The sequence below is a fragment of the Cryobacterium algoritolerans genome (assembly GCF_004402785.1).
GTDB classification, from domain to species: Bacteria; Actinomycetota; Actinomycetes; order Actinomycetales; family Microbacteriaceae; genus Cryobacterium; species Cryobacterium algoritolerans.
The window spans coordinates 1-24,210 of sequence record NZ_SOFP01000022.1; the positions used below are offsets into that span (position 1 = coordinate 1).

The 24,210-nt window shown below is 69.2% G+C and carries 21 protein-coding genes and 1 pseudogene; 6 read left to right on the forward strand and 16 right to left on the reverse strand.

What is annotated here, in order from left to right:
• Positions 1–14: 14 nt before the first annotated feature.
• Positions 15–869: an alpha/beta fold hydrolase gene (locus tag E3O19_RS04560; RefSeq protein WP_134565647.1), complete on the reverse strand. Its 855-nt coding sequence runs from the start codon at positions 867–869 to the stop codon at positions 15–17.
• A gap of 273 nt (positions 870–1,142) precedes the next feature.
• Between E3O19_RS04560 and E3O19_RS04565 the strand changes: the two genes are divergently transcribed.
• Positions 1,143–1,916, forward strand: a complete 774-nt coding sequence (locus E3O19_RS04565) for an alpha/beta fold hydrolase (protein WP_134565649.1) — start codon at positions 1,143–1,145, stop codon at positions 1,914–1,916.
• 489 nt (positions 1,917–2,405) lie between these two features.
• Here the strand turns inward: E3O19_RS04565 and E3O19_RS04570 are convergent, their stop codons facing one another.
• The 3 genes from E3O19_RS04570 to E3O19_RS04580 all read right to left on the reverse strand — a co-directional run bounded on the left by E3O19_RS04570 (position 2,406) and on the right by E3O19_RS04580 (position 5,965).
• Positions 2,406–3,335 carry a DUF559 domain-containing protein gene (locus tag E3O19_RS04570; protein WP_166804456.1) on the reverse strand — a complete coding sequence of 310 codons (930 nt, stop codon included), beginning with the start codon at positions 3,333–3,335 and terminating at the stop codon, positions 2,406–2,408.
• Positions 3,336–3,791: 456 nt separating this feature from the next.
• The gene (gene rraA, locus E3O19_RS04575) at positions 3,792–4,259 is read right to left on the reverse strand and encodes a ribonuclease E activity regulator RraA (protein WP_134565653.1); all 468 of its coding nucleotides are present in this window, start codon (positions 4,257–4,259) and stop codon (positions 3,792–3,794) included.
• Positions 4,260–4,549: 290 nt separating this feature from the next.
• Complete coding sequence (locus E3O19_RS04580; RefSeq protein WP_134565655.1) at positions 4,550–5,965, reverse strand: wax ester/triacylglycerol synthase domain-containing protein; 1,416 nt, start codon at positions 5,963–5,965, stop codon at positions 4,550–4,552.
• 369 nt (positions 5,966–6,334) lie between these two features.
• On the opposite strand from E3O19_RS04580, the gene E3O19_RS04585 reads away from it, so the two are divergent.
• Positions 6,335–7,354, forward strand: a complete 1,020-nt coding sequence (locus E3O19_RS04585) for a diacylglycerol/lipid kinase family protein (RefSeq protein ID WP_241981189.1) — start codon at positions 6,335–6,337, stop codon at positions 7,352–7,354.
• A gap of 108 nt (positions 7,355–7,462) precedes the next feature.
• Here E3O19_RS04585 and E3O19_RS04590 read toward each other — a convergent pair whose 3' ends face one another.
• From E3O19_RS04590 to E3O19_RS04630, 7 genes are all read right to left on the reverse strand, one after another.
• The gene (locus tag E3O19_RS04590; RefSeq protein WP_134565657.1) at positions 7,463–8,161 is read right to left on the reverse strand and encodes a hypothetical protein; all 699 of its coding nucleotides are present in this window, start codon (positions 8,159–8,161) and stop codon (positions 7,463–7,465) included.
• 360 nt (positions 8,162–8,521) lie between these two features.
• Positions 8,522–8,875 (reverse strand): hypothetical protein, encoded by a 354-nt coding sequence (locus E3O19_RS04595; RefSeq protein WP_134565658.1) that lies wholly within the window; start codon positions 8,873–8,875, stop codon positions 8,522–8,524.
• A gap of 538 nt (positions 8,876–9,413) precedes the next feature.
• Entirely contained in the window at positions 9,414–10,376 is a 963-nt protein-coding gene (locus tag E3O19_RS04600; RefSeq protein WP_134565660.1) for an MvdC/MvdD family ATP grasp protein, read from the reverse strand.
• A 69-nt stretch (positions 10,377–10,445) separates the two neighbouring features.
• Positions 10,446–12,041 (reverse strand): zinc metalloprotease, encoded by a 1,596-nt coding sequence (locus tag E3O19_RS18000; RefSeq protein ID WP_194087911.1) that lies wholly within the window; start codon positions 12,039–12,041, stop codon positions 10,446–10,448.
• Positions 12,042–12,066: 25 nt separating this feature from the next.
• Positions 12,067–12,366, reverse strand: a complete 300-nt coding sequence (locus E3O19_RS04610; protein ID WP_134565662.1) for a hypothetical protein — start codon at positions 12,364–12,366, stop codon at positions 12,067–12,069.
• A gap of 102 nt (positions 12,367–12,468) precedes the next feature.
• Positions 12,469–14,355, reverse strand: a complete 1,887-nt coding sequence (locus E3O19_RS18220; protein WP_241981190.1) for an ADP-ribosylglycohydrolase family protein — start codon at positions 14,353–14,355, stop codon at positions 12,469–12,471.
• Between the two features lie 843 nt (positions 14,356–15,198).
• Positions 15,199–16,095 (reverse strand): LysR family transcriptional regulator ArgP, encoded by an 897-nt coding sequence (locus tag E3O19_RS04630; RefSeq protein ID WP_198413851.1) that lies wholly within the window; start codon positions 16,093–16,095, stop codon positions 15,199–15,201.
• A 69-nt stretch (positions 16,096–16,164) separates the two neighbouring features.
• On the opposite strand from E3O19_RS04630, the gene E3O19_RS04635 reads away from it, so the two are divergent.
• Positions 16,165–16,794 carry a LysE/ArgO family amino acid transporter gene (locus tag E3O19_RS04635; protein ID WP_134565664.1) on the forward strand — a complete coding sequence of 210 codons (630 nt, stop codon included), beginning with the start codon at positions 16,165–16,167 and terminating at the stop codon, positions 16,792–16,794.
• A gap of 55 nt (positions 16,795–16,849) precedes the next feature.
• Here E3O19_RS04635 and nagA read toward each other — a convergent pair whose 3' ends face one another.
• The 4 genes from nagA to E3O19_RS04655 form a co-directional block, all read right to left on the reverse strand.
• A complete protein-coding gene (gene nagA / locus E3O19_RS04640; RefSeq protein WP_241981191.1) occupies positions 16,850–18,091 on the reverse strand; it encodes an N-acetylglucosamine-6-phosphate deacetylase in 1,242 nt (413 codons plus the stop codon).
• 71 nt (positions 18,092–18,162) lie between these two features.
• A complete protein-coding gene (locus E3O19_RS04645) occupies positions 18,163–18,945 on the reverse strand; it encodes a glucosamine-6-phosphate deaminase (RefSeq protein WP_134565666.1) in 783 nt (260 codons plus the stop codon).
• A 100-nt stretch (positions 18,946–19,045) separates the two neighbouring features.
• Positions 19,046–20,287, reverse strand: a complete 1,242-nt coding sequence (locus E3O19_RS04650) for a PTS transporter subunit EIIC (RefSeq protein WP_134565668.1) — start codon at positions 20,285–20,287, stop codon at positions 19,046–19,048.
• 38 nt (positions 20,288–20,325) lie between these two features.
• Complete coding sequence (locus tag E3O19_RS04655; RefSeq protein WP_134565669.1) at positions 20,326–21,075, reverse strand: GntR family transcriptional regulator; 750 nt, start codon at positions 21,073–21,075, stop codon at positions 20,326–20,328.
• Between the two features lie 182 nt (positions 21,076–21,257).
• On the opposite strand from E3O19_RS04655, the pseudogene E3O19_RS04660 reads away from it, so the two are divergent.
• From E3O19_RS04660 to E3O19_RS04670, 3 genes and pseudogenes are all read left to right on the forward strand, one after another.
• Positions 21,258–21,497: pseudogene (locus E3O19_RS04660) on the forward strand (PTS sugar transporter subunit IIB); the annotation flags it as partial.
• Positions 21,494–21,970: a PTS sugar transporter subunit IIA gene (locus E3O19_RS04665; RefSeq protein WP_134565673.1), complete on the forward strand. Its 477-nt coding sequence runs from the start codon at positions 21,494–21,496 to the stop codon at positions 21,968–21,970. The pseudogene E3O19_RS04660 and the gene E3O19_RS04665, both read left to right, overlap by 4 nt.
• Positions 21,971–22,150: 180 nt before the next feature.
• On the forward strand, positions 22,151–22,429 hold the full coding sequence (locus tag E3O19_RS04670) for an HPr family phosphocarrier protein (protein ID WP_134565675.1): 279 nt from the start codon (positions 22,151–22,153) through the stop codon (positions 22,427–22,429).
• A 50-nt stretch (positions 22,430–22,479) separates the two neighbouring features.
• On the opposite strand, the gene E3O19_RS04675 is transcribed toward E3O19_RS04670, so the two are convergent.
• Positions 22,480–24,144: a tetratricopeptide repeat-containing diguanylate cyclase gene (locus E3O19_RS04675; protein ID WP_166804457.1), complete on the reverse strand. Its 1,665-nt coding sequence runs from the start codon at positions 24,142–24,144 to the stop codon at positions 22,480–22,482.
• Between the last annotated feature and the right edge of the window lie 66 nt (positions 24,145–24,210).

Here is a 24,210-nt window from a genome sequence, read left to right on the forward strand (position 1 = left end):
GCGTGCGGCCCCGGTCACGCCCGGCGGCGCGTGCGGCCCGCGACGGGCGGCGCGCCCTTGCTCGGCCGGTCATCGAGGAAGCCGAGCACCTCCTCCACGAAGCCAGGCACCTTCTGCGCGCCGAGGTGACCCCTGCCCGGGTAGAGGATGAGCCGCCCCCGCGGAATAAGCGCCGCGGTCTCCGAGAAGAGCTCTGGGCTGTAGTACGCGTCCCGGTCACCGCCGATCACGAGGGTCGGCGCGGTGATCTCGTGCAGGCGTGCGCGCAGGTCGAAGCCGTCCTCGGCGTGGATGGTCGCGAGCAGGTCGGACGTGCTCGTGCGGAAGAAGGCAGGCCCGATCAACCAGCCGAGCGCCGCGAGAAACCTCCGGCTGCTCGCCGTCGCGCCCAGCAGCCCGAACATCCCGGCGGCCGCCCGGCGGGGGCGCTCCGCCCGCAGTTCCTCCGCCACCCGCAACTGCACCGGCGCGCCCTGCGCGCCCAACCGGTGGGCGGCGGAGACGATCACGAGTCGACTCACGACATCCGGATGGTCGGCGGCGAGCTGGAGCGCGACGCTGCCGCCGGTCGAGAAGGCCAGCACATCGACGGGGCCGTCGAACCGGCCTCGCAGGGCTTCGGCGTAGTCACGGGCCAGCCCCGCCATAGTGGCATCGAGGGCAAGGCCGGGGCGACGGTTGACCCACCAGACGCGGCGGGCCTGGGCGAACGGCATCAGCGGTTGCGCCAGTGCCCGCCGCTCGGCTCCAACGGGAGATGCGTGGTTGGCGCTGATCCCCGGCAGCACGACCAGCGGCGGCCCCGATCCGAAACGGAGGAAGGGCATCCGCCCTGGCATGGTGCCGAAAACGTGTGTGTTGTCAGGCATCGAATCGACCGTTCACTGGTGTGGCTGTTCCGGATGCCGCGGCCCCGCTGCGGCCGAGCATGTTGCCGAGAATACCCCCGCTGGCTCGGCTGCCGCCACCCTGAGGCTTGGGTCTCCCGCGCCACTCGGGCGCCCCGGCTCGACGAGGTCACCCGCTCCGCGAGGCTGCCCCGGCTCGACGAGGTCACCCGCTCCGCGAGGCTGCCGGGCGAATGCTGGGCAAATGGGCCACAATCGGAACAACGCAACGCGCCACCGACGACGGAGTCCCCTATGTTCCAGACCGTGCACTCCGCTGACGGCACCACGATCGCGTACGAGAAGACGGGAACCGGGCCGGCCGTGATCGTCGTTGGCGGTGCCTTCAACACGCGGATGTCGCCCGGCACGCTCGTCCCGCTGCTCGCCGCGCATTTCACTGTCTACGTCTACGACCGGCGGGGCCGGGGAGACAGCACCAACACGCAACCGTATGCCATCGCCCGCGAGATCGAGGATCTCGCGGCGCTCATCGATGCGGCCGGCGGGTCCGCGATGGTCTACGGGCACTCCTCCGGCGCCGTGCTCGCTCTCGAAGCGACCGCCGCCGGGCTGCCCATCGCGAAGGTGGTCGCATACGAGCCGCCGTTCACCGCCGAGGAGAACGGGCGGACTTCCCTCGCCTGGGCCGACGAGGTGCGGGCCGCGGCGGATGCCGACGACCGCGAGAAGGCCGCCACCCTGTTCCTGCTGGGCATCGGCGCCGAACCTGAAGGCGTCGCCGCCATGACCCGGCAGCAATGGTGGCCGGGCATGCTCGGTGTGGCGCACACGCTCCCCTACGACCTCGCGCTGGTCGGGGACGGGCTGTTCCACGCAGTCCGGCTCGGGAAGGTCGCCGCCCCGACGCTGCTCATCGACGGCGCCGAGAGCCCGTCGTGGGCGGGCACCGCAGTATCCGTCGCTGCGCGGGCGATCCCCGGCGCCCGGCGGCTCACCCTGGATGAGCAGGACCACAACGTCGACCCGGCCGCGCTCGCACCGGCGCTGATCGGGTTCTTCGCCTAGCCCTGCCCGGAGCCGGAGCCGGGGCCGGCACTAAGGCGGTGCTGGCACTCGCGCAGGCGGGGCCAGCGCCTGAGAAGCGGACAAAGCACCTTCGTCGCGCCCACCAACGTGCATTCTTTGCAACTCAGAGGAGTTCAAGCTCTTCCGCGGGGCATCCAGCGCCGGCTGGCCGCCGGCCGGATGCCGGCGCTCGCCACGTCACGCCTCCCGCCGGGGGCCGGGGCCGGGGCCGGGGCCGGCACTAGGGCGGTGCTGGCACTCGCGCAGGCGGGGCCAGCGCCTGAGAAGCGGACAAAGCACCTTCGTCGCGCCCACCAACGTGNCCTGAGAAGCGGACAAAGCACCTTCGTCGCGCCCACCAACGTGCATTCTTTGCAACTCAGCCCACCAACGTGCATTCTTTGCAACTCAGCCCACCAGAGCGCAGCGACCGGGAGCGCGGCGCGACTGAGGCACGGGAGCGCGGCGACCGGCCACCAGCGGCACGCCTCAGCGCCGGGGGCGGCACTTGCCAACCCAACCGCGTGCGCGGAGGCGGCGCTCGATGCGCCCGACGAGCTCGGCCGGGTTGCGGAGGTCGTCGTCGGTGAACTGCAGCATCTGCCAGCCGATATCCTCCACATTCTGCACGCGACGGATGTCCCGGCGCCACTGGGCCCGATCGGTGCGGTGGTGGTCCCCCTGGTACTCGAGCACGAGCTTGAACTCGGGGTAGACCAGGTCACCCCGGGCGAGGAAACGGCCGTTCGAATCGAAGATGTTGACGTTGCACTCCGGTTCCGGCAGGCCCGCCAGTACGATGATCACCCGCAGCGCAGACTCCCGAGGCGACTCCGCCCCGGTCCGCAGCAGCGGCAGCGCCGCCCGCGCGCGCACCAGGCCGCGACGACTCGGGTAGCGGCCCAGCGCCTCCGTCAGTTCCAGGAGGGTCGCGAGCGGATGCTCACGGTGCACGATGTGGTCACCGACAGCCACCAGTTCGACGAGGCTGAGCCCGGACGCCAGGTCGAGCCAGGTGCGCACCGGCCCCGTGTGGCTGAGCCCGCCCCACGCTGCGAGCTCCGCTGTCATGACGCGCAGACTGTGCCCCACGATGTCCCTGGCATCCATGGCGCGAGCCGGTTCCGCGACACCGACATGCAGCGGCCGTGTCGTCTCGAGGCGCCGCGGCAGCGGGAACCGCATGAGTTGCGCGGCGGTGACATGCGTATAGAAGGCGTTCGGAGGCATCCGCAGGGCGAGCGCACGGCAGAGCGCTTCGACGTCGTCGCAGCCTGCCGTTGGTGCACGGATGCCCCAGAATGGTCGCTGCAGATCGCTGCCGGCGAGGCGCGATCGACCGATGCCCTCGGCCCGCGCTTCGTTGACCAGGAACGCGCGCCCGCCGAACTCGTCGGGGAGCGGGATGCGGACTGCCATGCGCTCGAGAATGCCGCATGCGCGCCCGCGCCGCAGCATCTGTCCACAGGCGGACGGTACAGTGTGGCATTGTCGGCTTCTGATGGGTCACGTGACGCCTGGGCTGGATGCCTCCGGGCACACCACGCCCCCTCCCTGAGTTGCGGAGAAGGCGCCGTCGCGGCGGCGACGAGGGTGTCTTGTCCGAAACTCACCCCACGGGGAGAGCGGTTGCGCCTAGCGTTCGACCAGGATGCCACCCTCTCGGTCGGGTTGCGGAAAAGACACCTTTGGAACGGCAGCGAAGGTGTCGTCTCCGAAACTCACCCCACGAGCGCGCAACCGATGAGCGATGGCCCGCGTCGGGGTGAGTGCCGCGCGGCGACACGTCCCACGCTGAGTTGCGGAGAAGGCGCCTTCGCAGCGGCGACGAGGGTGTCTTGTCCGAAACTCACCCCGCGGGGAGAGCGGTTGCGCCTAGCGTTCGACCAGGATGCCGTCCTCGTCGCAGTAGACCGTGCGTCCGGGGATGAAGCTGACTCCGTCGATCTCGACCACGGCATCCGCCGTGCCGAAGCCCCGTTTGGCACTCTTGCGCGGGTTGCTGCCGAGCGCCTTCACGCCAAGGTCCAGGGCGCCGATCGCAACGCGGTCGCGGATGGCGCCGTTGATGATCACGCCTGCCCAGCCGTGGGCGACGGCGCTTTCGGCGATCATGTCGCCCATCAGGGCGCTACGCAGCGAGCCGGCGCCGTCGACCACAAGCACGGCGCCGTTGCCCGGCGTGGCGAGGATCGACTTCACGAGTGCGTTGTCCTCGAAGCACGACACGGTGCGGATCGGGCCGCTGAAGCGCGCGCGTCCGCCCAGCGACTGAAACTGAGTGGCGACGGACTGGAGGTCCTCCCCATGCTCATCGTAAAGATCGGCAGTGAGCTCGGTCATCGGTACCCCTCGGCTTCGTGGCGTCGTATGCTCCCTCCAGCGTACGACGCCGACAGCGACGGATGCCGACGGAAACCCCGGGAGGTCCCCCAAAGTCCCCTATACCCCGGGAGGTCCCCCAAAGTCCCCTATACCCCGGGAGGTCCCCCAAAGTCCCCCAATACCTCGGGAGGGGACCTGTTCCGGCCGAGAGCGACCGGCGCAATGGTCACTCTCGGCCGGAACGGGGATAGCCGAAGTGCGGCCTCGGCAGCGGTCGGCCCGCCCGCCCGCCCACCCGCGTGAGACGATCACCCGGCGAGCGCGGCCAGCTCCTCGGCGAGCAACCCCCGCAGCGCGGCCAGGTCGGGGCACGCATCCGGGTCGGCACTGAGCATGACCGTGAGCCTGTCCGCGTAGGAGAGCACCGCAAAGGAGACCGTGACGTTGCCGGTCGTGGCGCTCAGCGGCACAATCGCGGGGACCGGGCAGCCGAAGATCGAAAGTCGTTGCTCCGGCCCGCGCAGATTGCTCACGAAGGTGTGGATCAGCCGTTGCCGGTCGACGAACCATTGGAACAGGCCGATCCGCGCGAGCAGCCGGAAGAACGGGCCGAGCAGCGCCGTAGTCGCGCCCGGCGCCGACCGCTTGGCAACCCGCGTGCCCTCGGCGACGAATCGCAGCCGGCGCGCCGGGTCGCCGGCTCCGGGCACCCGGATCGGGATCACCCCGCTGTGATTGCCGAGTTCCCCGGCCGTGGCGCCGCGCCGCTCGGCGAACGGCACCGAAATGATGAAGCGGTCCTCACTCTCTCCGCGCACGGTGAGCAGGCGGTGCAGCGCGCCGCCGACCGCGGTGAGCACCACGTCGTTGATTGTGGCGTTCTGGGCACGTCCGGCGATGCGAATCCCGGCCAGCGGCACCGTGACGGTGGCGAAGCGCCGACGCGGGCCCGTCGGCACGTTGAGCGAGGTCGGCCGTAGGCGCGTCCAGCGCACCGAACGCAACTCCACGGCCGCGTCGCCGAGTCGACGCAGCAGCGCCGGCATCCGTCGCGGCGAGCCCAGTCGCCGGGTCCAGGCATCGACGGCCAGCCGGCGGACGGATGCCTGCGGCCGCGGAAATCCGGATGCCCCGGCCCCGACCCCGACCCCAGGCCCGGCCCCGGCCCCGGGCTCACCGCCGACGCCCGCACCGTCAACGAGCCCAGCCAGCACGGCCAGGCCGGCCACGCCGTCGGCGAGCACGTGGTGGAACACGATGATCAGCGCCGCCTGATGCTCCGAGACCTCGGTCACCAGCGTGGCCGCCCAGAGGGCGCGGGCCCGCGGCAACGGCGTGACGAGCATCGTCGCGGCAAGGTCGAGCACCGCCTGTTCTCCCCCGGGCGCCGGGCAGGCGACAACGGAAACGTGCCGGGACACATCAAACCCCGGATCGTCGACCCAGATCGGCCGCCCGCAACCGAACGGCACGCCCACGAGCAGCTGCCTCAACCGCGGCACCCCGGGGAGGCGCCGGGCGAGCACCGCCATCACCCGCTCGCCATCGAGACCCGCAGCGCTGTCGGGCCGTGCTGCCGTGTCGAACCCCGATGTCGACTCGGGCCGGCAGCTCGTGTCCAGGAACAGCACGGCCCCCACCTGCGTCGGCGTGGATCCGCGTTCGGTGGCCAACGACATCAGGTCGTCGGCACTCACCCGGTCAATCGGAAGCGACTCCGCCATGCTTCGAACGTATACCCGCGAGCGGCACCCATGGGGAGCGCTCCAAGCAATCGTCCCGGTCGTTGAGGACTGACCCGGGTCTCCTGAGAAAGCCGATGCTTTCGCCAACCACCCGGGCGCGAAGCGCCCCCACAGCCCGACGGGCTCAACCGCCGGGACGGGCTCGACCACCGACCACCTCGACCACCGGGACAGGCTCGACCACCGACCACCTCGACCACCACCGGCGATTGAGCCTGTCAGCCGATCAGCGCTGCCGGCGTGACGAATCCGGCGCAGGCCCGTCTCACCAGTGACGGATGTCCCGTTGCCGTGGCCGCCGAGGCTGCGCGACGATAGGATTCCCGCAGATGAACCCGGAGGACACCAGTGACGAGCACCGACCTACCCCAGGCCGACCAGGCCATCCGCACCCCCGAGACCACCGGCCCGGGCCTTGCCGCGGTCGTCTACAACCCGATCAAGGTAGACCTGGCCACGCTCAAAAGCGCCGTCGCGGCCGAGGAGTCCGCCGCGGGCTGGCCGGAGACCCTCTGGTTCGAGACCTCGGCGGATGACCCCGGCCAGGGTCCGGCGAAGCAGGCGCTGGAGGCCGGGGCATCCGTGATCATCGTGGCCGGCGGCGACGGCACGGTGCGCGCGGTCGCCGAGATCGTGCACGGCACCGACTGCGCGCTCGCCCTGCTGCCGTCGGGTACCGGCAACCTGCTCGCCCGCAACCTGAAGCTGGTGCTCGACGATCCCGAACAATCGATTCACGCGGCGTTCACCGGGTTCGACCGGACGATCGACGTGACCATGATCGACATCGAACGCGAGGACCGCACGGTCGACCGGCACGCCTACATCGTGATGGCCGGACTCGGCCTCGACGCCAAGATGCTCGCCAACACCGACGACGTGCTCAAGGCGAAGGTCGGCTGGCTGGCCTACGTGAAGGCCCTGGTCGCCGTCGGCCAGGACAAGAACGACCTGCATTTCCGGTACAGCCTCAACAAGCAGCCGACTCAATCCATGCGCGCGCACACGATCATGGTCGGCAACTGCGGTTCGCTGCCCGCCAACATCGTGCTGCTGCCGGATGCCGCGATCGACGACGGGGTCTTCGACATCGTCGTGCTCAAGCCGGAGGGCGTTCTCGGCTGGCTGCAGATCCTGTCCAAGGTGATCTGGGAGAACGGGGTGCTCGCCCGAACACGGCTTGGGCGCCGTTTCCAAACGAAGGATGTCGACGCCCTCAACTACGCGACCGGCACCGAGTTCGTCCTGCGCCTGCACCGCCCGGAGCAGATCGAACTAGACGGCGACGAGTTCGGCAAGGCCGCCGCCCTCAGGACCTGGATCGACCCGGGCAGCCTCACCGTGCGCGTGCCCAACGACGCCGCGTAGGCCACCCGGGAGACCATCGCCGAGTCGCCACGAGCCGGCCAGAATGGTCCTCGGCAGAGCCAGCGTGCGGCGACCGTTACCGCACCCGGCCTGGCGGGCGAACCGGGCTCAGGCGCCCCGCCAATTCGCCATGCTGCCGGGCAGGTGTCGGGCGAGCCTCCAGCCGAAGAACACCCCGATGGCCGCCGTGGCCACCGCGCCTCCCGGGCCGTAGGCATGGAGCGCGGACGTCAACATGCTCCCCAGGGACTCGAAAAGCGACCCTCCCTGCTCGAGGGCGGCGCCGAGCCCGCCCACGCCTATTTCGCCGGCAAGGTATCCCGAGAGAGCGAAGCAGAGGACCGCCGAGACGAGTTCGCCCAATCGGGCCTGCCGCAGGCCAAATGATGCGGCGACCGCCACCAAGGCGAATCCCAACGCCCAGGTCAGGCTCACCGAGTAGAGCACCCAGGTTTCTCCCCGCGCCGCGGCGAGGATCTCCGGCGAATACACGCCCGAGACGAGCGGGATGCCGACAAGCCCGACCACGCCGAGCAGGTCGAGCAGGTCGAGCTCCTGCCCGAGCCGGGAATCGCCGGTCTCCGCCAGGGCCTGACGCTCATCGACGAGCGACGGCACATTGGACTCGAGAGTCCGAGGCCGATCCGGTCCGGGCGAGCTCGATTCGTGGGACGTTGCCGCCGCCGCGAACTGCTGATGGGATTCAACGGCCCCGTCGCTGTAGTGCACCGTCAGCCAACCTCCGTCGCGGGTCACGGCGGCGAAGGCAGCGTCGACGGCCTCTTCGCGCGTAGCGTGCCCGCTCACGGGTGCACATTCCGGAACGCTGAAGACGACCCACGCATTTTCCACGTCTGAGTAACCGACCATTCGGGAAGTCGATGTCATGACGTCATTCAGGCCCGAGATCAGGTGCTCCGCAAGGCCGAACTGTGATGGGACTTCGGCGCACGGCCTGCGCTCACCCCCGCGAACGGGGAACACGGTGCGCAACGACGGGTCTCCTGCGAAAGTGGATGCTTTCGCCTACCGCCCGGGCGCGAGGCGCCCCCACAGCTCGACAGGCCCAACCACCGCACTGCGCCCAACCATCGCACTGCGCCCGACCACCGCACTGCGCGGTCGGAGAGGCGCCCAACGGTGGGTCAGGGCGCGACCTCGCCGGCCTCACCGGGCGAGCAGGTCCGCCAGCGCCGGGTTGCCGATCTCAGCACCGAGCAGCCGCGCGGTCTGGCCGGCGCTGTCGTCGCCCAACGCCTCGGCATGAAGCAAGGAACGAACCATGAGTTCCTTCATGCCCGTTCGGGAGGTCAGGGAACCCATCAGCTCCACCCAGAACACGGTATCGGGGTGGCCGTGGCGTCGGCCCAGCTCGCATTGGGCGTCGAGAATGTATGCCTCCAGCCAGACATTCGGATCGGCGAGGCGATTGCAGCGGATGCGAGCATCCCCGAGAATCTCAAATGCTCGCTCCGACTCCCCGGCAGCCTCGGCGGCCAGGGCGAGCCCCCGAGCCGCCATTCCCTCCCAGCACGGGTCGCCAAGCAGACAGGCCCGCGCGAAGGCTTGATCAAAGAATTCGGAGGCCCCGGCCGGGTTGGACCGGCCGGGTTGGACCGGCCGAGTTCGACCTCTCCCCGCAGGGCCTGGGGCCACGGCAGGAGCGCGAGCCAGTGGGTGCGCGCACACAGGTCCATGCGCACGTCGAGGGTGGCTTTCCGGCCGTCCGTGGAGATCTTGAGCATGTTGTCTTCCTCGGGCCGCACGGACTTGTTCGCGACCCGTTCGGCGCGCTCACCAATGTCTGCGATGTACCCCAGAGTCCAAAAAACGCGCGGGCAAGCTCAACGAATCCGATCCGCAAAGCACCGAATCAGCGTGACGATTCCCCCAGAGGCCTCGACAAGCTCGACGCCCCGCGCGACTCGACACCCCGCGCGACTCGACAACCGAGTCTCGACGAGCTCGACCACCGAGAGCGACTCGACAACCGAGTCTCGACGAGCTCGACCACCGAGAGCGACTAGACCGGCGGGCTAATGGACCGGCGGGCGCCGGGTCAGCCGGCGCCGGCAAGGTCTCGGTCGTGGCGCTCGAGGCTCGCCGCGATGGCTTGCGGCACCGGCTGCCCGGTGCGATCGCTCGCGAACAGGTATTCGCCGCCGGGGTTCACCTCAAGAAAGACGTGCTCGCCGTCCGGGGTGACCCGGAAATCCGAGGCACCGTAGGCGAGGCCGAGCCGCGCGTGGAGGGCGAGCAATGCGGACGCGACGTCGTCCGGCAGACGGTGGGGGCTGAATTCCGCGGAGCCGATGCCCAGCCGGTAATCGGTGCGGTACTCCGGCTCTGAGCGGATGGCGGCCGCGAAGATCTCCTGCTCGACGACGATCACCCGCAGGTCGAGGTCGGCGGGCACGAACTCCTGGAAGGTGACCGGCGCGTAGCGCACATCGTCGATGTGCGCCCGGTCCTCACGGGTGACCATCGCCGTCGACCGCGGCGCCTCGGCGATGTTGCGGAAGGCCTTGCGGATCACCGCGCCGTCCGCGCGCTGATCGATGAAGGCCGCCGCCCGTTCGGGGTCGTTCGTGATCAGAGTTTCCGGCACGGACAGACCCACCTCTCGTGCGAGCTGCAGCTGGCGGATCTTGCGCTGGCCGGCCTCGTCGGCCGCGGGCGGGTTCATCCAAAAGCACTCCATCGCGTGCCACAGACCAGTCAGCGCCTCGGTACTCTCCGACCAGGCGAAGAGTCGGCTCGTCGCATCCGTCAGCGCCGGGTCGAGCCCGATCGGACGAATGCGCCGGAACCAGACCGCGCCGATCTCGGCCAGGTTGATCTCCACCAACCCCGGCGGGGTGAACGAGAGAAAGTTGACGCCAGTGGACTCGCCACTGAAGCTCACGTTGAGTTGGGTGCGGCTCGGGAAGTCCGCGATGTCGAACACGGTGGTCGGCCGGGTGATGTGCTCGAGCACCCGATTGACGTGCGCGTTGTCGGGAAAGCTGACGATGAGAATCACGGCGCCCGCCGGCCCGCCGTCGGGGCACAGTCTGACTGTGACCCGACGGCGATCGAGGAGCGGCCGAGCTCAGCCCAGGAGTGCAATGATCTGGGCATAGACACCGGCGAGCTGCTGCCACCGCGCAACATCGGCGGCGGTGAGTTGACCCGACTCGGCGGCACCCGCGTAGTCGGCGAGGATACCGCCGAGCTGCTGCACGATACCCATCAGCGAACTCATGCCGTCACCCTGATCGGCCAAGGATTCCTCCGGCACGCTGTCGCGGCCGGTGCCGATAACGAACGGCGTTGCACCGCTGCCGAACGGACCGGTGAACGGCGGATTGCCAAACGGACCCGGATCGATCGGCCCGATTTCACCGCCGAGCTCCTTGACCGGGTCGCGGAGCTGCTTGGGAATGTCGTCGATGAAGTCCTTGCCCAGGTCCTTCGGCCGGTCCTTGGCGAAGTCCTTCGGGTTCTCCTTCACCAGGTCCTTCGGGTTGTCCTTCACCAGGTCCTTGGGCTTGTCCTTGGCGAAGTCCTTCGGGTTCTCCTTCACCAGGTCCTTCGGGTTCTCCTTCACCAGGTCCTTCGGGTTGTCCTTCACGAAGTCCTTCGGGCTGTCCTTGATCAGGTCCTTCGGGTTCTCCTTGATCAGGTCCTTCGGGTTGTCCTTCGGCAGGTCCTTCACGAATTCCTTGATCGGCTTGCCGATGCACGGTCCGCTGACCCCGATGCTCGATCGAGGGCCGTCGAGAGCCGCCTGCATCCGGCTGACCTGACCCGGGGTGAACATGAACATCGCGCGGTCGTCGGTGTAGTCCATGTAGTTCATGAACAGGTCGCCGTTGGGCCCATTCGAACACGACGGATGCGGGAACGCCGGCGCCCCATAGTTCGGCCCTGCCTGGTTGGGGGTGTCGGCAACGAAGTCGCTGCCGGAGCATCCGTTGCCGTCGTCGCCCCAGATGTGCCGCAGGTTGAGCCAGTGGCCGATCTCATGCGTGGCCGACCGCCCCAGGTCATATGGCGCGGCGGCGGTTCCCGTGCTGCCGAACCCCGTGTGCACGATGACCACCCCATCGGTGGCGGCCGGACCGCCGGGGAATTGCGCGTAGCCGAGCAGCGCCTGGTTCGTGCCGCTGCGCAGGTTGCCGCAGACCCAGAGGTTGAGGTACTTGTCCGACGGCCACGGGTCAGCCCCGCCCGTGGCGGCCGACTTCACGTTGTCGGTCGCTGAGCTGAAGGGAGTCGTCGTGCTGGAGGTGCGGGTGATGCCGTCGGTCGGGTTGCCGGACGGGTCGGTCGTCGCGAGCTTGAAGGTCACTCTCGCGTCGCCGATCAGCGGCTGGAAAACCGGAGGCGTGGAGGACTTGTCGGCATTCGTCGCCCGGAAGTCCGCGTTGAGCACGGCGATCTGACTATCGATTTGGGCCGCCGACACGTTTTCCGCGGCATTGCGGTAAACGACGTGCACGACGACGGGAATTTGGGTGCACCCCGTTCGGAGCGCAACCCCCGCATCGAGCACGCGTGCTGTTCGGTTTTCGATTTCCGCGCGGGCCTCGGCGTAACCCTCCACGGAGCGCATCAAGCGCTCATTGACCTCGCTGGTTCCACAGGAGCGTCGCGTCGGTAGATCTTCTTCGGTGATTCCGGGATCTTTTTCTTTGACAGCCATTTCTGGCCTCCTTCACTTCAAGGAGTCAGGCCGGTCGCAGCTCCAAGTGTTTCGCGTCTGCAGCCAGCACCTCATAGCGCGCAGTCCCTCCTGGACTCCGCAGGGCGAGGACGGTGCCATCGAGTCGCCAGCTGCCGTCCGCGGTCGTGCCCCGATCATCCGGACCAGGCTGGCCGGTGAGGGCGCTGCCGTCGGCGCGCAGGGTGAAGGATGTCCGTCCGCGGGATGGCGGGAAAGGGTAAGCCTCAGGCCGGAAGACCTGAGCCCCGTCGCGGCTTTCTTCATGGGAGTGGATCCAGATGCCGACGAAGTCATCGCGATTCATGGCATCCTCCCCGGCTCTGCGCACAGCGAGATCCGGCTGTGCCCGCAAGACACCGACGCGCATTCGACGTCTTCTCTCTGGCGGCTACGGGTCAGTGTAGCGTCAGGGTGTCCGGGCGACAATGGGCAACGTGAGTGCATCCACGAACGTGGCGTTCGGGTGGGCATGTGGGAGGGCATCCGTCACCTCACGCAGCGCCTGGGCGATCGGCACGCCCCGGTGCCTCGCCGCGTACAGGGCGCCGACCGTGGGGGTGCCGCTGATCGCCCGCACGCAGTGCACGAGCACGGTGCGCCCCTCGGCCCGCAGGGCCGCGATCGTGTCGACGGTGTCCTCGAGCACGAAGCTGAGGTTGGGGTTGGCCCGCGGATCGACCTCGTCGACCAGCCAGACCGCCACCCGGTTCTCCGGGCGGATGCGCTCCGGAACCTGGCCGCGGCCCACCCGGCAGAGCGAGACCACGGCGTCGATCTCGGCGGGAAGCGCGTCGAGGGCGGCGACCCCGCCGAGCCAGACGCCGGGGTCGTGCGGATGCCGCACCAGGGTCGAGATGTCGCCGAAGGTGGCGTACGGCAGTCGGTCGGCGGCGGGCCAGGTGGTGTTGCCCCGGTCGCGGCGAGGACGGCGGTCGGGGAGGGCAGGGTCGCGCCGGTTCCGGGCTGCGGTGACGGGTTGGGTGGGGGCGTCGGCGGAGGTGCCGGTGGGGGCGCCGGCGACGGTGCCAGTGCCGGTGCCGGTGCCAGTGCCGGTGCCGGTGGGGGCGCCGGTGACGGCCGGGGCGCCGGTGACGGCCGGGTCGCGGCGTTCGGGGAGGGGCTGGTCTCGACCAATTCGACCACCGGGATCAGCTCGACCACCGGGATCAGCTCGACCACCGGGGTCGGGGCGGCCGCCTGTGGCGCGGGCGGCGAGCACTCCCAGGCGCACAAGCTCGTCGGCGCGGAGGCCCGGCCAGCCGTGCACGATCCGCCGCCACTCGGCCGGGACCGCGGAGGCCCCGTAGCGAGCCCCGAGCAGGCCGCCGGCGATCGCGGCAACCGTGTCGGTGTCACGGCCGCCGCGAACGGCGCCCTCGAGGGAGTCCCGCAGATGGTCGGCCGGCGTGGCGCGCGCGCAGCTGATGACTGTGCGGAGGGGCTCGGTGATTGCCGACCAGGCTCCCTGCAGGGCCTCGACCACCCAGCCGTTGCGGTCGAAGTCCCTCGGGGTGCCGGCCTCGGCGGCAAGGATGCGCGATTCCCAGAGTTCGTGACGTTCGGCGGGCAGGGCCGAAAGACCGGCCCGTACGTCGAGTTCGCCGGCGAGCACCGCGTGCCGGATCGCCAGGCACCAGAGCACACAGCCGTCGCCGGCATCCGTGTCGACGTGGGTGAGGTCGCTGATCGCGCGGGCAGTCTCGGCGAGCGCGGCCGGGTCATCGAGAAAGGCGAGGGCCACGGGCGCGGTGCGCATGAGCGAGCCGTTGCCGCCGCTGCGGCCGTGCCGGTCGTGGTGGGCCAGGGCGACGAGGCGCACCGCGGATGCCGTGCCCCCGTGTTCGGGTCTGGCGCGGACGGCAGGGACGGCAGGGACGGCAGGCTCGACGCGGACGGCAGGGACGGCAAGCTCGACGCGGACGGCAGGCTCGTTTTGCTCCTTTCGCACCTCAGCCAGATCCCGGTCGGTGCGGGAAAGCACCGCGCGCAGCTGGTTGCCCACGTCGGGCGCGGTGCGCGCCCAGGCGACCCAGGCAGCCACGATCTCGTCGAGCACAGACTCGTCGCGGAGATCCTTGCCGTCGGCGATCGCCCGGATGATCGGCACGGCCATCGAGGTGTCGTCGGTCCACTCTCCGGGGGCCCAGTTGAAGCCGCCGCCGCCCTTCATGGTGACGTCGACGCCGCTGTCGAGCGGCGGGCCAAACTCATAACCGGCACCAAGTGCGTCGCCGCAGGCCATGCCAAGCAGCACCCCGGCTGCGCGGTCCAGTTGGGCGGACGTGAGTTTCATACGGCTTCCCCCAGCGAGTTCCATGAGGGTCATGCAGTGCTGAATGCCGTGGCAGCATCCGGGGACAAGCCGCTGATGCCGTTCGGGTTCAACTCCCCCACGTCGAGACTACGGGCGAAACGGCACTTCCCGCGCCGCCGTGTTCGAGGGGTATTGTCGCGCCGGGACCTCGCCGCCCCTGAAGTGGCGTGCACCACGGTGCGGGGCACTGAGTTGCGGAGAATGCACCTTCGCGCCCGAAGCGAGGGTGTCTTGTCCGCGACTCAACGGCCTGGGGACTCCCGGCGCGATCCCTGAGACTCCCCTCCCCCACGAACCCGGACGCTGCGGCTGGGGCCATCTCGCATCCGTTTTCGTCACTGAGGCGCGGAGAATGCACCTTCGCGCCCGAAGCGAGGGTGTCTTGTCCGCGACTCAACGGCCTGGGGACTCCCGGCCGACTACCCGCATCCCGCCGTGGCCATGGACACGGCCGTCCTGGAATTCAGTGTGGATGCCCACGGTGGCGGAGTCTTCACTGACCATCGGTCCACCCCGTTGTCGGTCATCGACGGGGGTCCACCCCGTTGTCGGTCATCGACGGGGGTCCACCCCGTTGTCGGTCATCGACGGGGGTCAACCCCGTCTTCGCAGCGGGAAGGTTCCAGTCGACTTCGGCCAGTGGCGGGGGACAAACGCAGGATGCCATAGGGGTGCGGGCGCCGATGGCTCCGGCACTGCCGCTCATCCTGCATCTGGGCACTGGTTGAGCAAATGAATGCGTGCCGACAGCATCGGTCTTGCGCCCGCGGGTCGCGGCCCTCGAGAGCCGCGGCCCGCGTGACCTCACGGGCGGATGAATCCCTACGGGTGCAGGCTCGCCGCCGCGACCCGGCCGACCACATCCGTCACCTGGTCCAGCAGGCGGGAGGCCATGTTCCAGCGCTGCCAGTAGAGCACGACGTCGATCGGATGCCCCGGCGCCAGCTGCACGAGCCGGCCGTCGTCGAGCTCGGTGAGGCATTGCTGCTCGGGCAGCAGCCCCCAGCCGAGGCCGAGCACCACCGCGCGGGCGAAGTCGGCCGTGGTGGGGATGTGGTGGCGCGGGACATCCGTGGCCCGGCCGCCGACGCCGCGCAGGAACCGGTGCTGCAGGTCGTCGCGGCGGTCGAAGTTGACCATCGGGGCGGTGTCGAGCCCGGCGGTGCCGGCGACGCCGCCGAGCCAGGCGTCGACGAACCGGGGGCTGGCCACGGCCCGGTAGCGCATCGAGCCCAGCCGCGCCGAGGAGCAGCCCTGCACCGCCTCGGCCGTGGACGTGACCGCCGCCATCACGGTGCCCGAGCGGAGCAGGGAGGTGGTGTGCTCCTGGTCTTCGCGGTAGATGTCGAAGACCGCGCCGCTGTCGGCGGGCACGGCGGCGAGCGCGTCGAGGAACCAGGTGCCCAGGCAGTCGGCGTTCACGGCCAGCGGCAGCGAGGTGCGCCCGCCGGGCTGCAGGCCGGCACCGAGCTCCGTGGCTACGTCGCCCTCGAGCAGCTGCACCTGGCGCGCATGGCGCAGCACGATGTCGCCGGCGGCGGTCGGCACAACCGGGTTCACCCGCTGGATCAGCACCTGGCCGGCCGCCTGCTCCATCGCCTTGACCCGTTGCGAGACCGCGGATGCCGTCAGCCGCAGCCGCTGCGCCGCCGCCTCGAACGTGCCCTCCTCAACGAGCGCAACCAGGGTGTGCAGGTGATCCAACTGGAATGCCATCATTATCCTCGCTTAGGTATCCTTTAAAACTTTAGCTATACTGCATCAGATTTGTCTCCTACATTGGCCAGCATGGACCTCGCCGGCACCCTCCTCCCCGCGCTCCTCGGCTTCGGCACCGGGCTGGCCCTGATCGTGGCGATCGGCGCGCAGAACGCGTACGTCCTGCGGCTCGGGATCGAGGGCCGCACCCGCACCATCCTGCCTGCGGTGCTGATCTGCTCGATTTCGGATGCCGTGCTCATCTTCGCGGGGATAATCGGCGTCGGCCTCGTGGTCGAACAGACCCCGGCGGCGCTCGTGGTGATCCGCATCGTCGGGGCCGCGTTCCTGCTGGCCTACGGCGTCTTCGCCACCGTGCGCGCCTTCAAGCCGAAGGCGCTGGTGGCGAAGGACGCGCCGGTTCCGATCAGCACCCGGGCCGCGGTGGCGACGATGATCGCTCTTACCTGGCTGAACCCGCACGTCTACCTCGACACGCTGATCTTCCTCGGCTCGGTCGCCAACCAGCAGGGCGAAGTCGAGCGCTGGTGGTGGGGCTTCGGCGCGGTCACGGCGAGCTTCGTGTGGTTCTTCGGGCTGGGCTTCGGTGCGCGCCATCTGCGGCCGTTCTTCGCCCGCCCGGGCTCGTGGCGTATCCTCGACGGCTTCATCGCCGTCGTGATGCTGTCGCTCGGGGTGCGGATGGCGCTCGGGGTGTAGCAGCGGGGTATAACGGCGGGGCGTAGCAGGAGGCGAGGGGCAGGCCGGCGGAGGCTCAGGCCTCGCACCAGAGACCGGCCTGCAGGGTCGCGGTGACCTGGAGTCCGGTGCCCAGCACGATCAGGTCGGCGCGGTTGCCGGGCGCGAGGCGGCCACGGTCGGCGAGGCCGATCATGTCGGCGGGGTTCTGGGTGGCGGCGCGCACCGCTACCTCCACGGGCACGCCGGCGGTGTGCACGGCGTAACGCACGGCCTCGCTCAAGGTGAGCACACTGCCGGCAATGGTGCCGTCGGCCAGGCGCGCCTGGCCGCCGGAGACGCTCACGTCGAGGGCGCCGAGCTTATAGTCGCCCTCGTCCGCGCCGGCGGCGGCCATGGCATCCGTCACGAAGACGGGCCGCGAGGGGCTCTCGATGATGAAACGCACGATGGCCGGGTGGAGGTGCACCCCGTCGGCGATGAGCTCGGCGAACACCGTGGGGTCCTCGAGCAGGGCGAGCGCCGGGCCGGGTTCGCGGTGGTGGATCTGCCGCATCGCGTTGAACACGTGGGTGCCGGCCGTGGCCCCCGCGGCGATCGCCTGCCGGGTCATGTCGTAGTTCGCGTCGGTGTGCCCGACCGCGGCCACGGCGCCGAAGCCGACGATCTGGCGTACGGCGGCGAGTCCACCCTCCAGCTCGGGCGCGATGGTGACCATCCGCACGGTGCCGCGGCCGACCCGCATGATCCGGTCGATGCTCTCGGCGTCCGGCGTGCGGAGCAGGTTTTCGTCGTGGGCGCCGCGGTGGGCCGGACTCAGCCAGGGACCCTCCAGGTGGATGCCGGCCAGCAGCCCCTGCTCGACCAGCCCGGCCAGGGCCGCCACGGTGCGCTCGAACTCGTCGAGCGGGGCCGTGACAAGACTGGCCATCAGGGTCGTGGTGCCGTGGGCGCGGTGGGTCGCGGCGATCTGCGCGGCGGCGACGGCGGAGTCCTGGTCGTTGAAGCTGCTGCCGCCCCCGCCGTGGGTGTGGATGTCCACGTAACCGGCGGCCAGGGTGCACTCCGGAAAGCTGAAGTCCGGCTCCCGGGGCGGTTCCCCCGCGCCGCAGCCGACGATCCGGCCGGCCCGGATATCCACCCAGCCGGGCGAGTACACGGCGTCCGGTGCGATCACGGTGCCGCCGGAGATGAGCATCGGCACCGCCGGCGACGGGACTGCGGGCGACGGCACGGCCGAGCCCTGGCCGTCCTCGAACGGCGCGTCGGAACGCTCGGCCGGGACCAATCCGGCCGGAGGGGAGGTGAGCGGGGTCATGACGGTTGCTCCAAGGGTTCACACGCGGGATTCAGACTGAAGGGTGCAGGGATGAGGTGCAGCGGCAGGGCCTAGATTCCCGGCCAGGGCTTGTGGGCCCAGGCGTACCGGTAGTAGTCGAGGTTCGCCAGCTTCGAGGCTGCGGCCTCGTCCACGATCACGGTGACGTGCGGGTGAAGTTGGATCACCGAACCCGGCTTGCTCGAGCTGACCGGTCCCTCGACGGCGGCGGCGATGGCATCCGCCTTCTCCGGCCCGAAGGCCAACAGGATGAGATGCCGCGCCCGGAGAATGGTGCCCAGGCCCTGCGTCATGCAGTGGATCGGCACGTCGTCGATCGAGGGGAAGAAGCGGGCGTTGTCGATGCGGGTCTTCTCGGTCAGGGTCTTGATGCGGGTCACCGAGGCGAACGACGAGCCGGGTTCGTTGAAGCCGACGTGCCCGGTGCGGCCGATGCCGAGGATCTGCACGTCGACGCCGCCGGCGGCGAGGATGGCGGCCTCGTAGTCGAGGCCCGCCGTGTGAATGGTGGCAGGGTCGCCGCTCGGCACCTGGATGTTCGCGGGGTTGAGGCCGAGCGGCACGACGGCGTCGCGGGTGATGACCGAGCGATAGCTCTCGGGGTGGTCGGCGGGCAGGCCCACGTATTCGTCGAGGGCGAAGCCGCGCACCCGGGACACGTCGATCGGGTCGGCTGTGAGGGACGCGGCCAGCGCGGCGTAGACCGAGAGCGGCGTCGAGCCCGTCGCGAGGCCGAGCACGGCATCCGGCTTCCGCAGGATCAGTGAACGAATGGATGCCGCCGCGAGCGTTCCCGCCGCGGCTTCACTGTCAACAAAAACTACTTCGGCCATCGTGTACTCCAGGTTCGAATTGCATGGTGTTTCGGGTGCTGCCGGCGGTGCCGGGGGTCGTGGGCGGATTGCCCGCAACCCCCGGCACGGGACGTCGCAGCTAGACGGTCGTTCCCGCGGAGTCCGCCGCTGCCGGGTCCTGGATCTCGTCGTCGCCGCGGCCGGGGGTCTTCAGGTTCCACTTGCGGATGACGAAACGAAAGAGGAAGTAGTAGATCGCGGCGTAGGCCAGCCCGATCGGGATGAGCAGGAGCGGCTTCTCGGCGAGCCCGAAGTTGAGCACGTAGTCAAAGGCTCCGGCGCTGAAGCTGAACCCGTCTCGGATGCCGAGGGCGTTGACCAGGGCGAGCGAGGAACCGGTGAGCAGCGCGTGGATGATGAACAGCGGGAACGCGACGAACATGAAGGAGAATTCGAGCGGCTCGGTGACGCCGGTGAGCAGCGCGGTGAGGGCGCCGGAGAGCATGATGCCGCCGACGATCTTCTTCTGCGACGGCTTGGCTTCGTGCCAGATGGCCAGGGCGCCGGCGGGCAGAGCGAACATCATGATCGGGAAGAATCCGGTCATGAAGGAGCCCGCGGTGGGGTCGCCAGCGAAGAACCGGCCGATGTCGCCGGTGGCCCCGTGGTAGTCACCGATGACGAACCAGACGACGGAGTTGAGGATGTGGTGCAGGCCCACCGGGATGAGCAGCCGGTTGGTCGTGCCGTAGAGGAAGCCACCCCAGATGTTATTGGATGTGACCAGCTCACCGAAGCCGGTCAGCCCGTTCGCGAACGCCGGATAGACGAAGCTGAGCAGAACACCGAGCACCAGCGCCACGACGGCTGTAATGATGGGCACGAACCGGCGCCCGCCGAAGAAGGCGAGATAGCTGGGCAACGAGATCCGATGGTATTTCTGCCAAAGCAACGCGGAGACGATACCCATCAGGATGCCGCCGAGCACGCTGTAATTGACGAGATCCTGGGTTCCGCCCTTGGCCGGCAGCCCCAGGACCAGCGGCGACATTGCCTCGCCGACCTTGGAGAAGACGAGGTAGCCGACCACGGCGGCCAGGGCAGTCGAACCGTCGGCCTTCTTAGCAAAGCCGATCGCCACGCCGACCGCGAAGAGCAGTGGGAGAGCCCCGAAGAGCGCGCCGCCGGCCGACGCGATGACGGCGCCGCCGGTTTCGAAGCCCGGGATCCCACCGAGCAGGTCAGGCTGACCAAGCCTGAGGAGCAGGCCGGCTGCGGGGAGTGCGGCGATCGGGAGCATAAGACTGCGGCCGACTCGTTGAGCCTGGCCGAGGCCGGGAAACTTTCGTTTCGTGCCCGCGTCTGCGGTGATGCTGGACATTGATTTCCTCCTGGTGATGGGTTGTGGCTTGGGGTGGATCAGGGCTGGTGTTGCAGATTGAGGGACATGTGCACCTGGTAGCGGTCGCCGCGGTACCACGAGGTGACGTATTCCATAAATGCCGATCCCGCCGCCGAGGTGCGGCGGAACACGATCAGGGGTGCGCCCTCGGTGACGCCCAGGACCTCGGCGGCGCCCGCATCCGCGGTCTCAGCCCAGACGGTCTGTTCCGCGTTGTCGATGCGCAGCCCGTATTCGGTGGCGAAGGTCGCATAGAGCGACCGGGTCAGGTCCTTGCTCTCGAGGTCGGGCAGCAGCTCCGCCTTGTAATAGCCGCGCTCGAACGCCATCGGGATGCCGCCGGCGAGCCGCAGGCGGTCGATCTCATAGACCCGGGCGTTCGCGCCGAGGCCGAGCGCGGCCCGCACCTCGAGCGAAGCGTCGACCAGGGCGAACGAGCTCACGATCGTCGCGGGGATGAGCCCGCGACGACGCATGTCCTCGGTGAAGGACGCCAGGTGCAGGTCGGTCTGCACGCGCTCGCCGGCCACGAAGGTGCCCTTGCCATGCACCCCGTAGAGGCGGCCCTCTTCGACGAGCTGGCGGATCGCCTCGCGCACCGTCGAGCGGCTCACGCCGTACTGGGTCATCAGCTTCCGCTCGGCGGGGATGGCCGCGTGCGGAGCAAGGGTGTTCTCGATCCGCTCGAGCAGGATGGCCCGAAGCTGGGCATGCTTGGGCACGGGGCCTGCCTCGAGGGCCGGACTCTCGTCAGCGATCTTCGTCATCGTGTCACCTTCGCATCGTTGGTCTATCTCCATCATAAGACCACTTTCGGTTTGTGGTCCGTACTGGTACGATCCAATTGTTCGATGATGACGCAGCGGCTCCCTGCTTGTCAAGACCGCGCGCCGCCGAGGTTCTCGGAGAGCACTAGAATCCGGACCAGCAGCACCCACCACAGGAGGAACACAAGATGAGCAGTAAAGCGGAACAGATCCTGGCCGGCCTCGGCGGATCCGGCAACATCGTCGAGATCGAGGCCTGCATCACCCGGCTGCGGACCGAGGTCACCGACCCCGCCCTCGTGAACGAGGCGGCGCTCAAGGCGGCGGGCGCCCACGGAGTATTCCGGTCGGGCACGATCATCCAGGTGGTTGTCGGCCCGGAGGCGGACAACCTCGCGGAAGACATCGAGGACATTCTGTGAGCTCAGCCACTCCTGTAGTCGTGCTCGCGCCCGTTCCCGGGCGGGCCGTCGCCATCGAAGAGGTACCGGACCCCACCTTCGCGCAGTCGATCGTGGGGCCGGGCGCGGCGATCGACCCGCAGCGCGGCGTCGTCGACGCGATTGCGCCGATCAGTGGCAACCTGCTCAAAGTATTCCCGCACGCGTATGTGATCCTGTCCCCCGACGGACTCGGCGTGCTGGTGCACCTGGGGATCGACACCGTGCAGCTTCACGGCGAGGGATTCACCCTTCGCGCCGAGCAGGGTGACACCGTCACGGCGGGCGACGTGATCATCAGCTACGACGTGGTCGCGGTTGAGGCGACCGGCCGCAATCCGATCGTGCCGGTGATCATCCTCGAACGCATTGCCGAGGACATCACGCTGGCGGATGCCGTCGCCGCCGGCGCGCAACTCGCCGCCGGTGACGACTTCATCACTGTCAACCGCTGACCGTCAACGGCTCACCATCAACGGCTCACCGTCAACGGCTCAGGCCGAGACCAGCGGGGCTCCCGCCGGACCATCGGACCGTGCGCGCTTGCGCTGCAACGCCCGAACCCGCCTTCGTTGACCAGCGACGCACCAGATTCGCCGAGAACCGATCTCGCCGAGCACCACCCAGGAGGAACCATGTCCGAACGCACTGCCACCATCGCGAGCCGTGTCGGCCTGCACGCCCGTCCCGCCTCGATTTTCGCGGCGGCCGTCGGCGCGCTGTCGATCGAGGTCACGATCGGCCTCGAGAGCGACCCCGCCGAAGACGCGATGGATGCCTCGAGCATCCTGAGCCTGATGAGCCTCGGTGCCGCCAACGGCGACGTGGTCATTCTCCGCGCCGATGGCGACGGGGCCGACGAGGCCCTCGAATCCCTCGTCGTGATCCTCGAGACGGACCTCGACGCCGAATAGTTCCCGATCCGGATGTCGCAGGGCGACATCCGGTGCGCGACTGCCGCCGACTAGTTTTCGGCGGTCACAACCTGGTCACGGCCGCGGTTCTTTGCGGCATAGAGGGCGCTGTCGGCTCGTTCCAGCCAGTGCGACACCCGCTCGGCAGGTCTGAGGTCGGCCAGGCCGGCACTGACCGTGCAGGTGAGGCCGGCGGCCACGCCATTCCAGGCGTAGTCGCGCACCGAGGCCAGCAGCCGTTCGCAGGCCTGCGCGGCCTGGTCAAGATCCGTGTCTCCGAAGACGAGCAGGAACTCCTCGCCGCCGACCCGAACCGCAAGATCGGTCTCACGGGTGACGGCGCGCAACATCTGCGCCATCGTGGTGAGAACCTGGTCACCGATGGCGTGCCCGTATGCGTCGTTGACGCGCTTGAAATTGTCGAAGTCGATCATCGCCGCGCACAGGGGCTGGGAGAGGTCGCGCGCGCGGTCCATCAACCGGGGCAGCTCCCGGTCGAGTGCACGCCGGTTCGGCAGGTGGGTGAGCGGGTCGGTGTGCGCCTGGTCGTCCAGCTCCTCCGCACGGATCCGCTGAACCTCGGCCGCGAGCTGCGAGCGCTCGACCTCGTGGCGGGCCTGCTCGACCTCGAGGGTGTTGATCAGCAGCTGGGACTGGAGCCCGGCCGTCTGGGTAATTCTCTGCAACGAGAGGGTACCCAGCTTTTCGCAGTGGACGAGGGCCTGCTCGAACCGCCGCCGCTGTTTGTGCATCTCGTACAAGGCCTGGTGCAGCCTGATCTGCAGGGCTGGGTCCTCATCGATCGACGGGTCGGCCAGCTGCGCATCCATCATCGCGGTCGCCTCCTCGAGATTTCCCTCTGCTCGCACCACCTCAGCGAGTTGCGCGTCGACATTCACCTCGAGATTGCGGAACCCGTTCGCGCGGGCCAGATCCTTGCAGCGATGAGCCTTCTCCCTCGCCTCATCGTGCTCGTTCAACTCGATCAGGATGCTGACCAGGTTGGTGAGCGCGATTGTCTCAAAGAAGTTGTGGCCCTGGGCGTGGGCCATGGCCACGGCCTCACGAAACAGGACCAGACCCTCTCGCAGCGCGAGCGAGGCGTCGCACTCCGCCGCTCGCTGGGCGCGCGCGGCCTCGAGGAAGCTGTCGCCCAGGTTGTTCACGGCGATGAACCGTGCCTCCGTGTCATCCAGGGTCCTGGATAGGGCCAACGCCTGCCGTCCGAGGTCGACGCCCCGGACCGTGTCACCCATGGCGCCGTGCACCGTCGACGCCCGGGTGAGCGCCCAGAACTCGGCCAGCTGACTCCCGCAGGCCCGTGCCGTCTCCAGCGCGGGAACAGCGTGGCCGAGAGCCTGCTCGGTCAGGCCCGTGTCGGTATAGGCCAGCGCGAGCGTGCAGTGCACCTTGGACTGTCGCAGCAGGTCTCCGCTGGAGGTCAGGTATTCCAGTGCCAGCAGGCCGTTCTGCACGGATGCCTGATAATCACCGAGCCGCAGGCGGTGCAGCGCGAGCATCTCGCGGGCACGTGCCTGTTGCACCGGTGTGACTCCCGGCAGGGCCAGAACCTCTTCGGCCGGGGCCGCGCCCTCGCGGTGGCGCCCGGCCGCGGAGAGTCGTTCGCTCGCCGCGAGCAGGTCCTCGATGATGGACGCCGTCAGCGGGTCCTGCGGCGGGCCGCGCCGTTCGGAAATCACCTGGTTCGACTGCATTGCCCAGTCCCCCCGACTGCTCTTGCCTCGGTTCGAATCTACCAGCGTGGTCATTGGTCGGAGGCG

Coding starts and splice junctions, on each gene's coding strand:
- E3O19_RS04560 (WP_134565647.1), bottom strand. CDS start 869: ATGCCTGACAACACACACGTTTTCGGCACCATGCCAGGGCGGATGCCC.
- E3O19_RS04565 (WP_134565649.1), top strand. CDS start 1,143: ATGTTCCAGACCGTGCACTCCGCTGACGGCACCACGATCGCGTACGAG.
- E3O19_RS04570 (WP_166804456.1), bottom strand. CDS start 3,335: ATGGCAGTCCGCATCCCGCTCCCCGACGAGTTCGGCGGGCGCGCGTTC.
- rraA (WP_134565653.1), bottom strand. CDS start 4,259: ATGACCGAGCTCACTGCCGATCTTTACGATGAGCATGGGGAGGACCTC.
- E3O19_RS04580 (WP_134565655.1), bottom strand. CDS start 5,965: ATGGCGGAGTCGCTTCCGATTGACCGGGTGAGTGCCGACGACCTGATG.
- E3O19_RS04595 (WP_134565658.1), bottom strand. CDS start 8,875: ATGGCGGCTCGGGGGCTCGCCCTGGCCGCCGAGGCTGCCGGGGAGTCG.
- E3O19_RS18000 (WP_194087911.1), bottom strand. CDS start 12,041: ATGGCTGTCAAAGAAAAAGATCCCGGAATCACCGAAGAAGATCTACCG.
- E3O19_RS04610 (WP_134565662.1), bottom strand. CDS start 12,366: ATGAATCGCGATGACTTCGTCGGCATCTGGATCCACTCCCATGAAGAA.
- E3O19_RS18220 (WP_241981190.1), bottom strand. CDS start 14,355: ATGAAACTCACGTCCGCCCAACTGGACCGCGCAGCCGGGGTGCTGCTT.
- E3O19_RS04630 (WP_198413851.1), bottom strand. CDS start 16,095: ATGATGGCATTCCAGTTGGATCACCTGCACACCCTGGTTGCGCTCGTT.
- E3O19_RS04635 (WP_134565664.1), top strand. CDS start 16,165: ATGGACCTCGCCGGCACCCTCCTCCCCGCGCTCCTCGGCTTCGGCACC.
- nagA (WP_241981191.1), bottom strand. CDS start 18,091: ATGACCCCGCTCACCTCCCCTCCGGCCGGATTGGTCCCGGCCGAGCGT.
- E3O19_RS04645 (WP_134565666.1), bottom strand. CDS start 18,945: ATGGCCGAAGTAGTTTTTGTTGACAGTGAAGCCGCGGCGGGAACGCTC.
- E3O19_RS04650 (WP_134565668.1), bottom strand. CDS start 20,287: ATGTCCAGCATCACCGCAGACGCGGGCACGAAACGAAAGTTTCCCGGC.
- E3O19_RS04655 (WP_134565669.1), bottom strand. CDS start 21,075: ATGACGAAGATCGCTGACGAGAGTCCGGCCCTCGAGGCAGGCCCCGTG.
- E3O19_RS04670 (WP_134565675.1), top strand. CDS start 22,151: ATGTCCGAACGCACTGCCACCATCGCGAGCCGTGTCGGCCTGCACGCC.
- E3O19_RS04675 (WP_166804457.1), bottom strand. CDS start 24,144: ATGCAGTCGAACCAGGTGATTTCCGAACGGCGCGGCCCGCCGCAGGAC.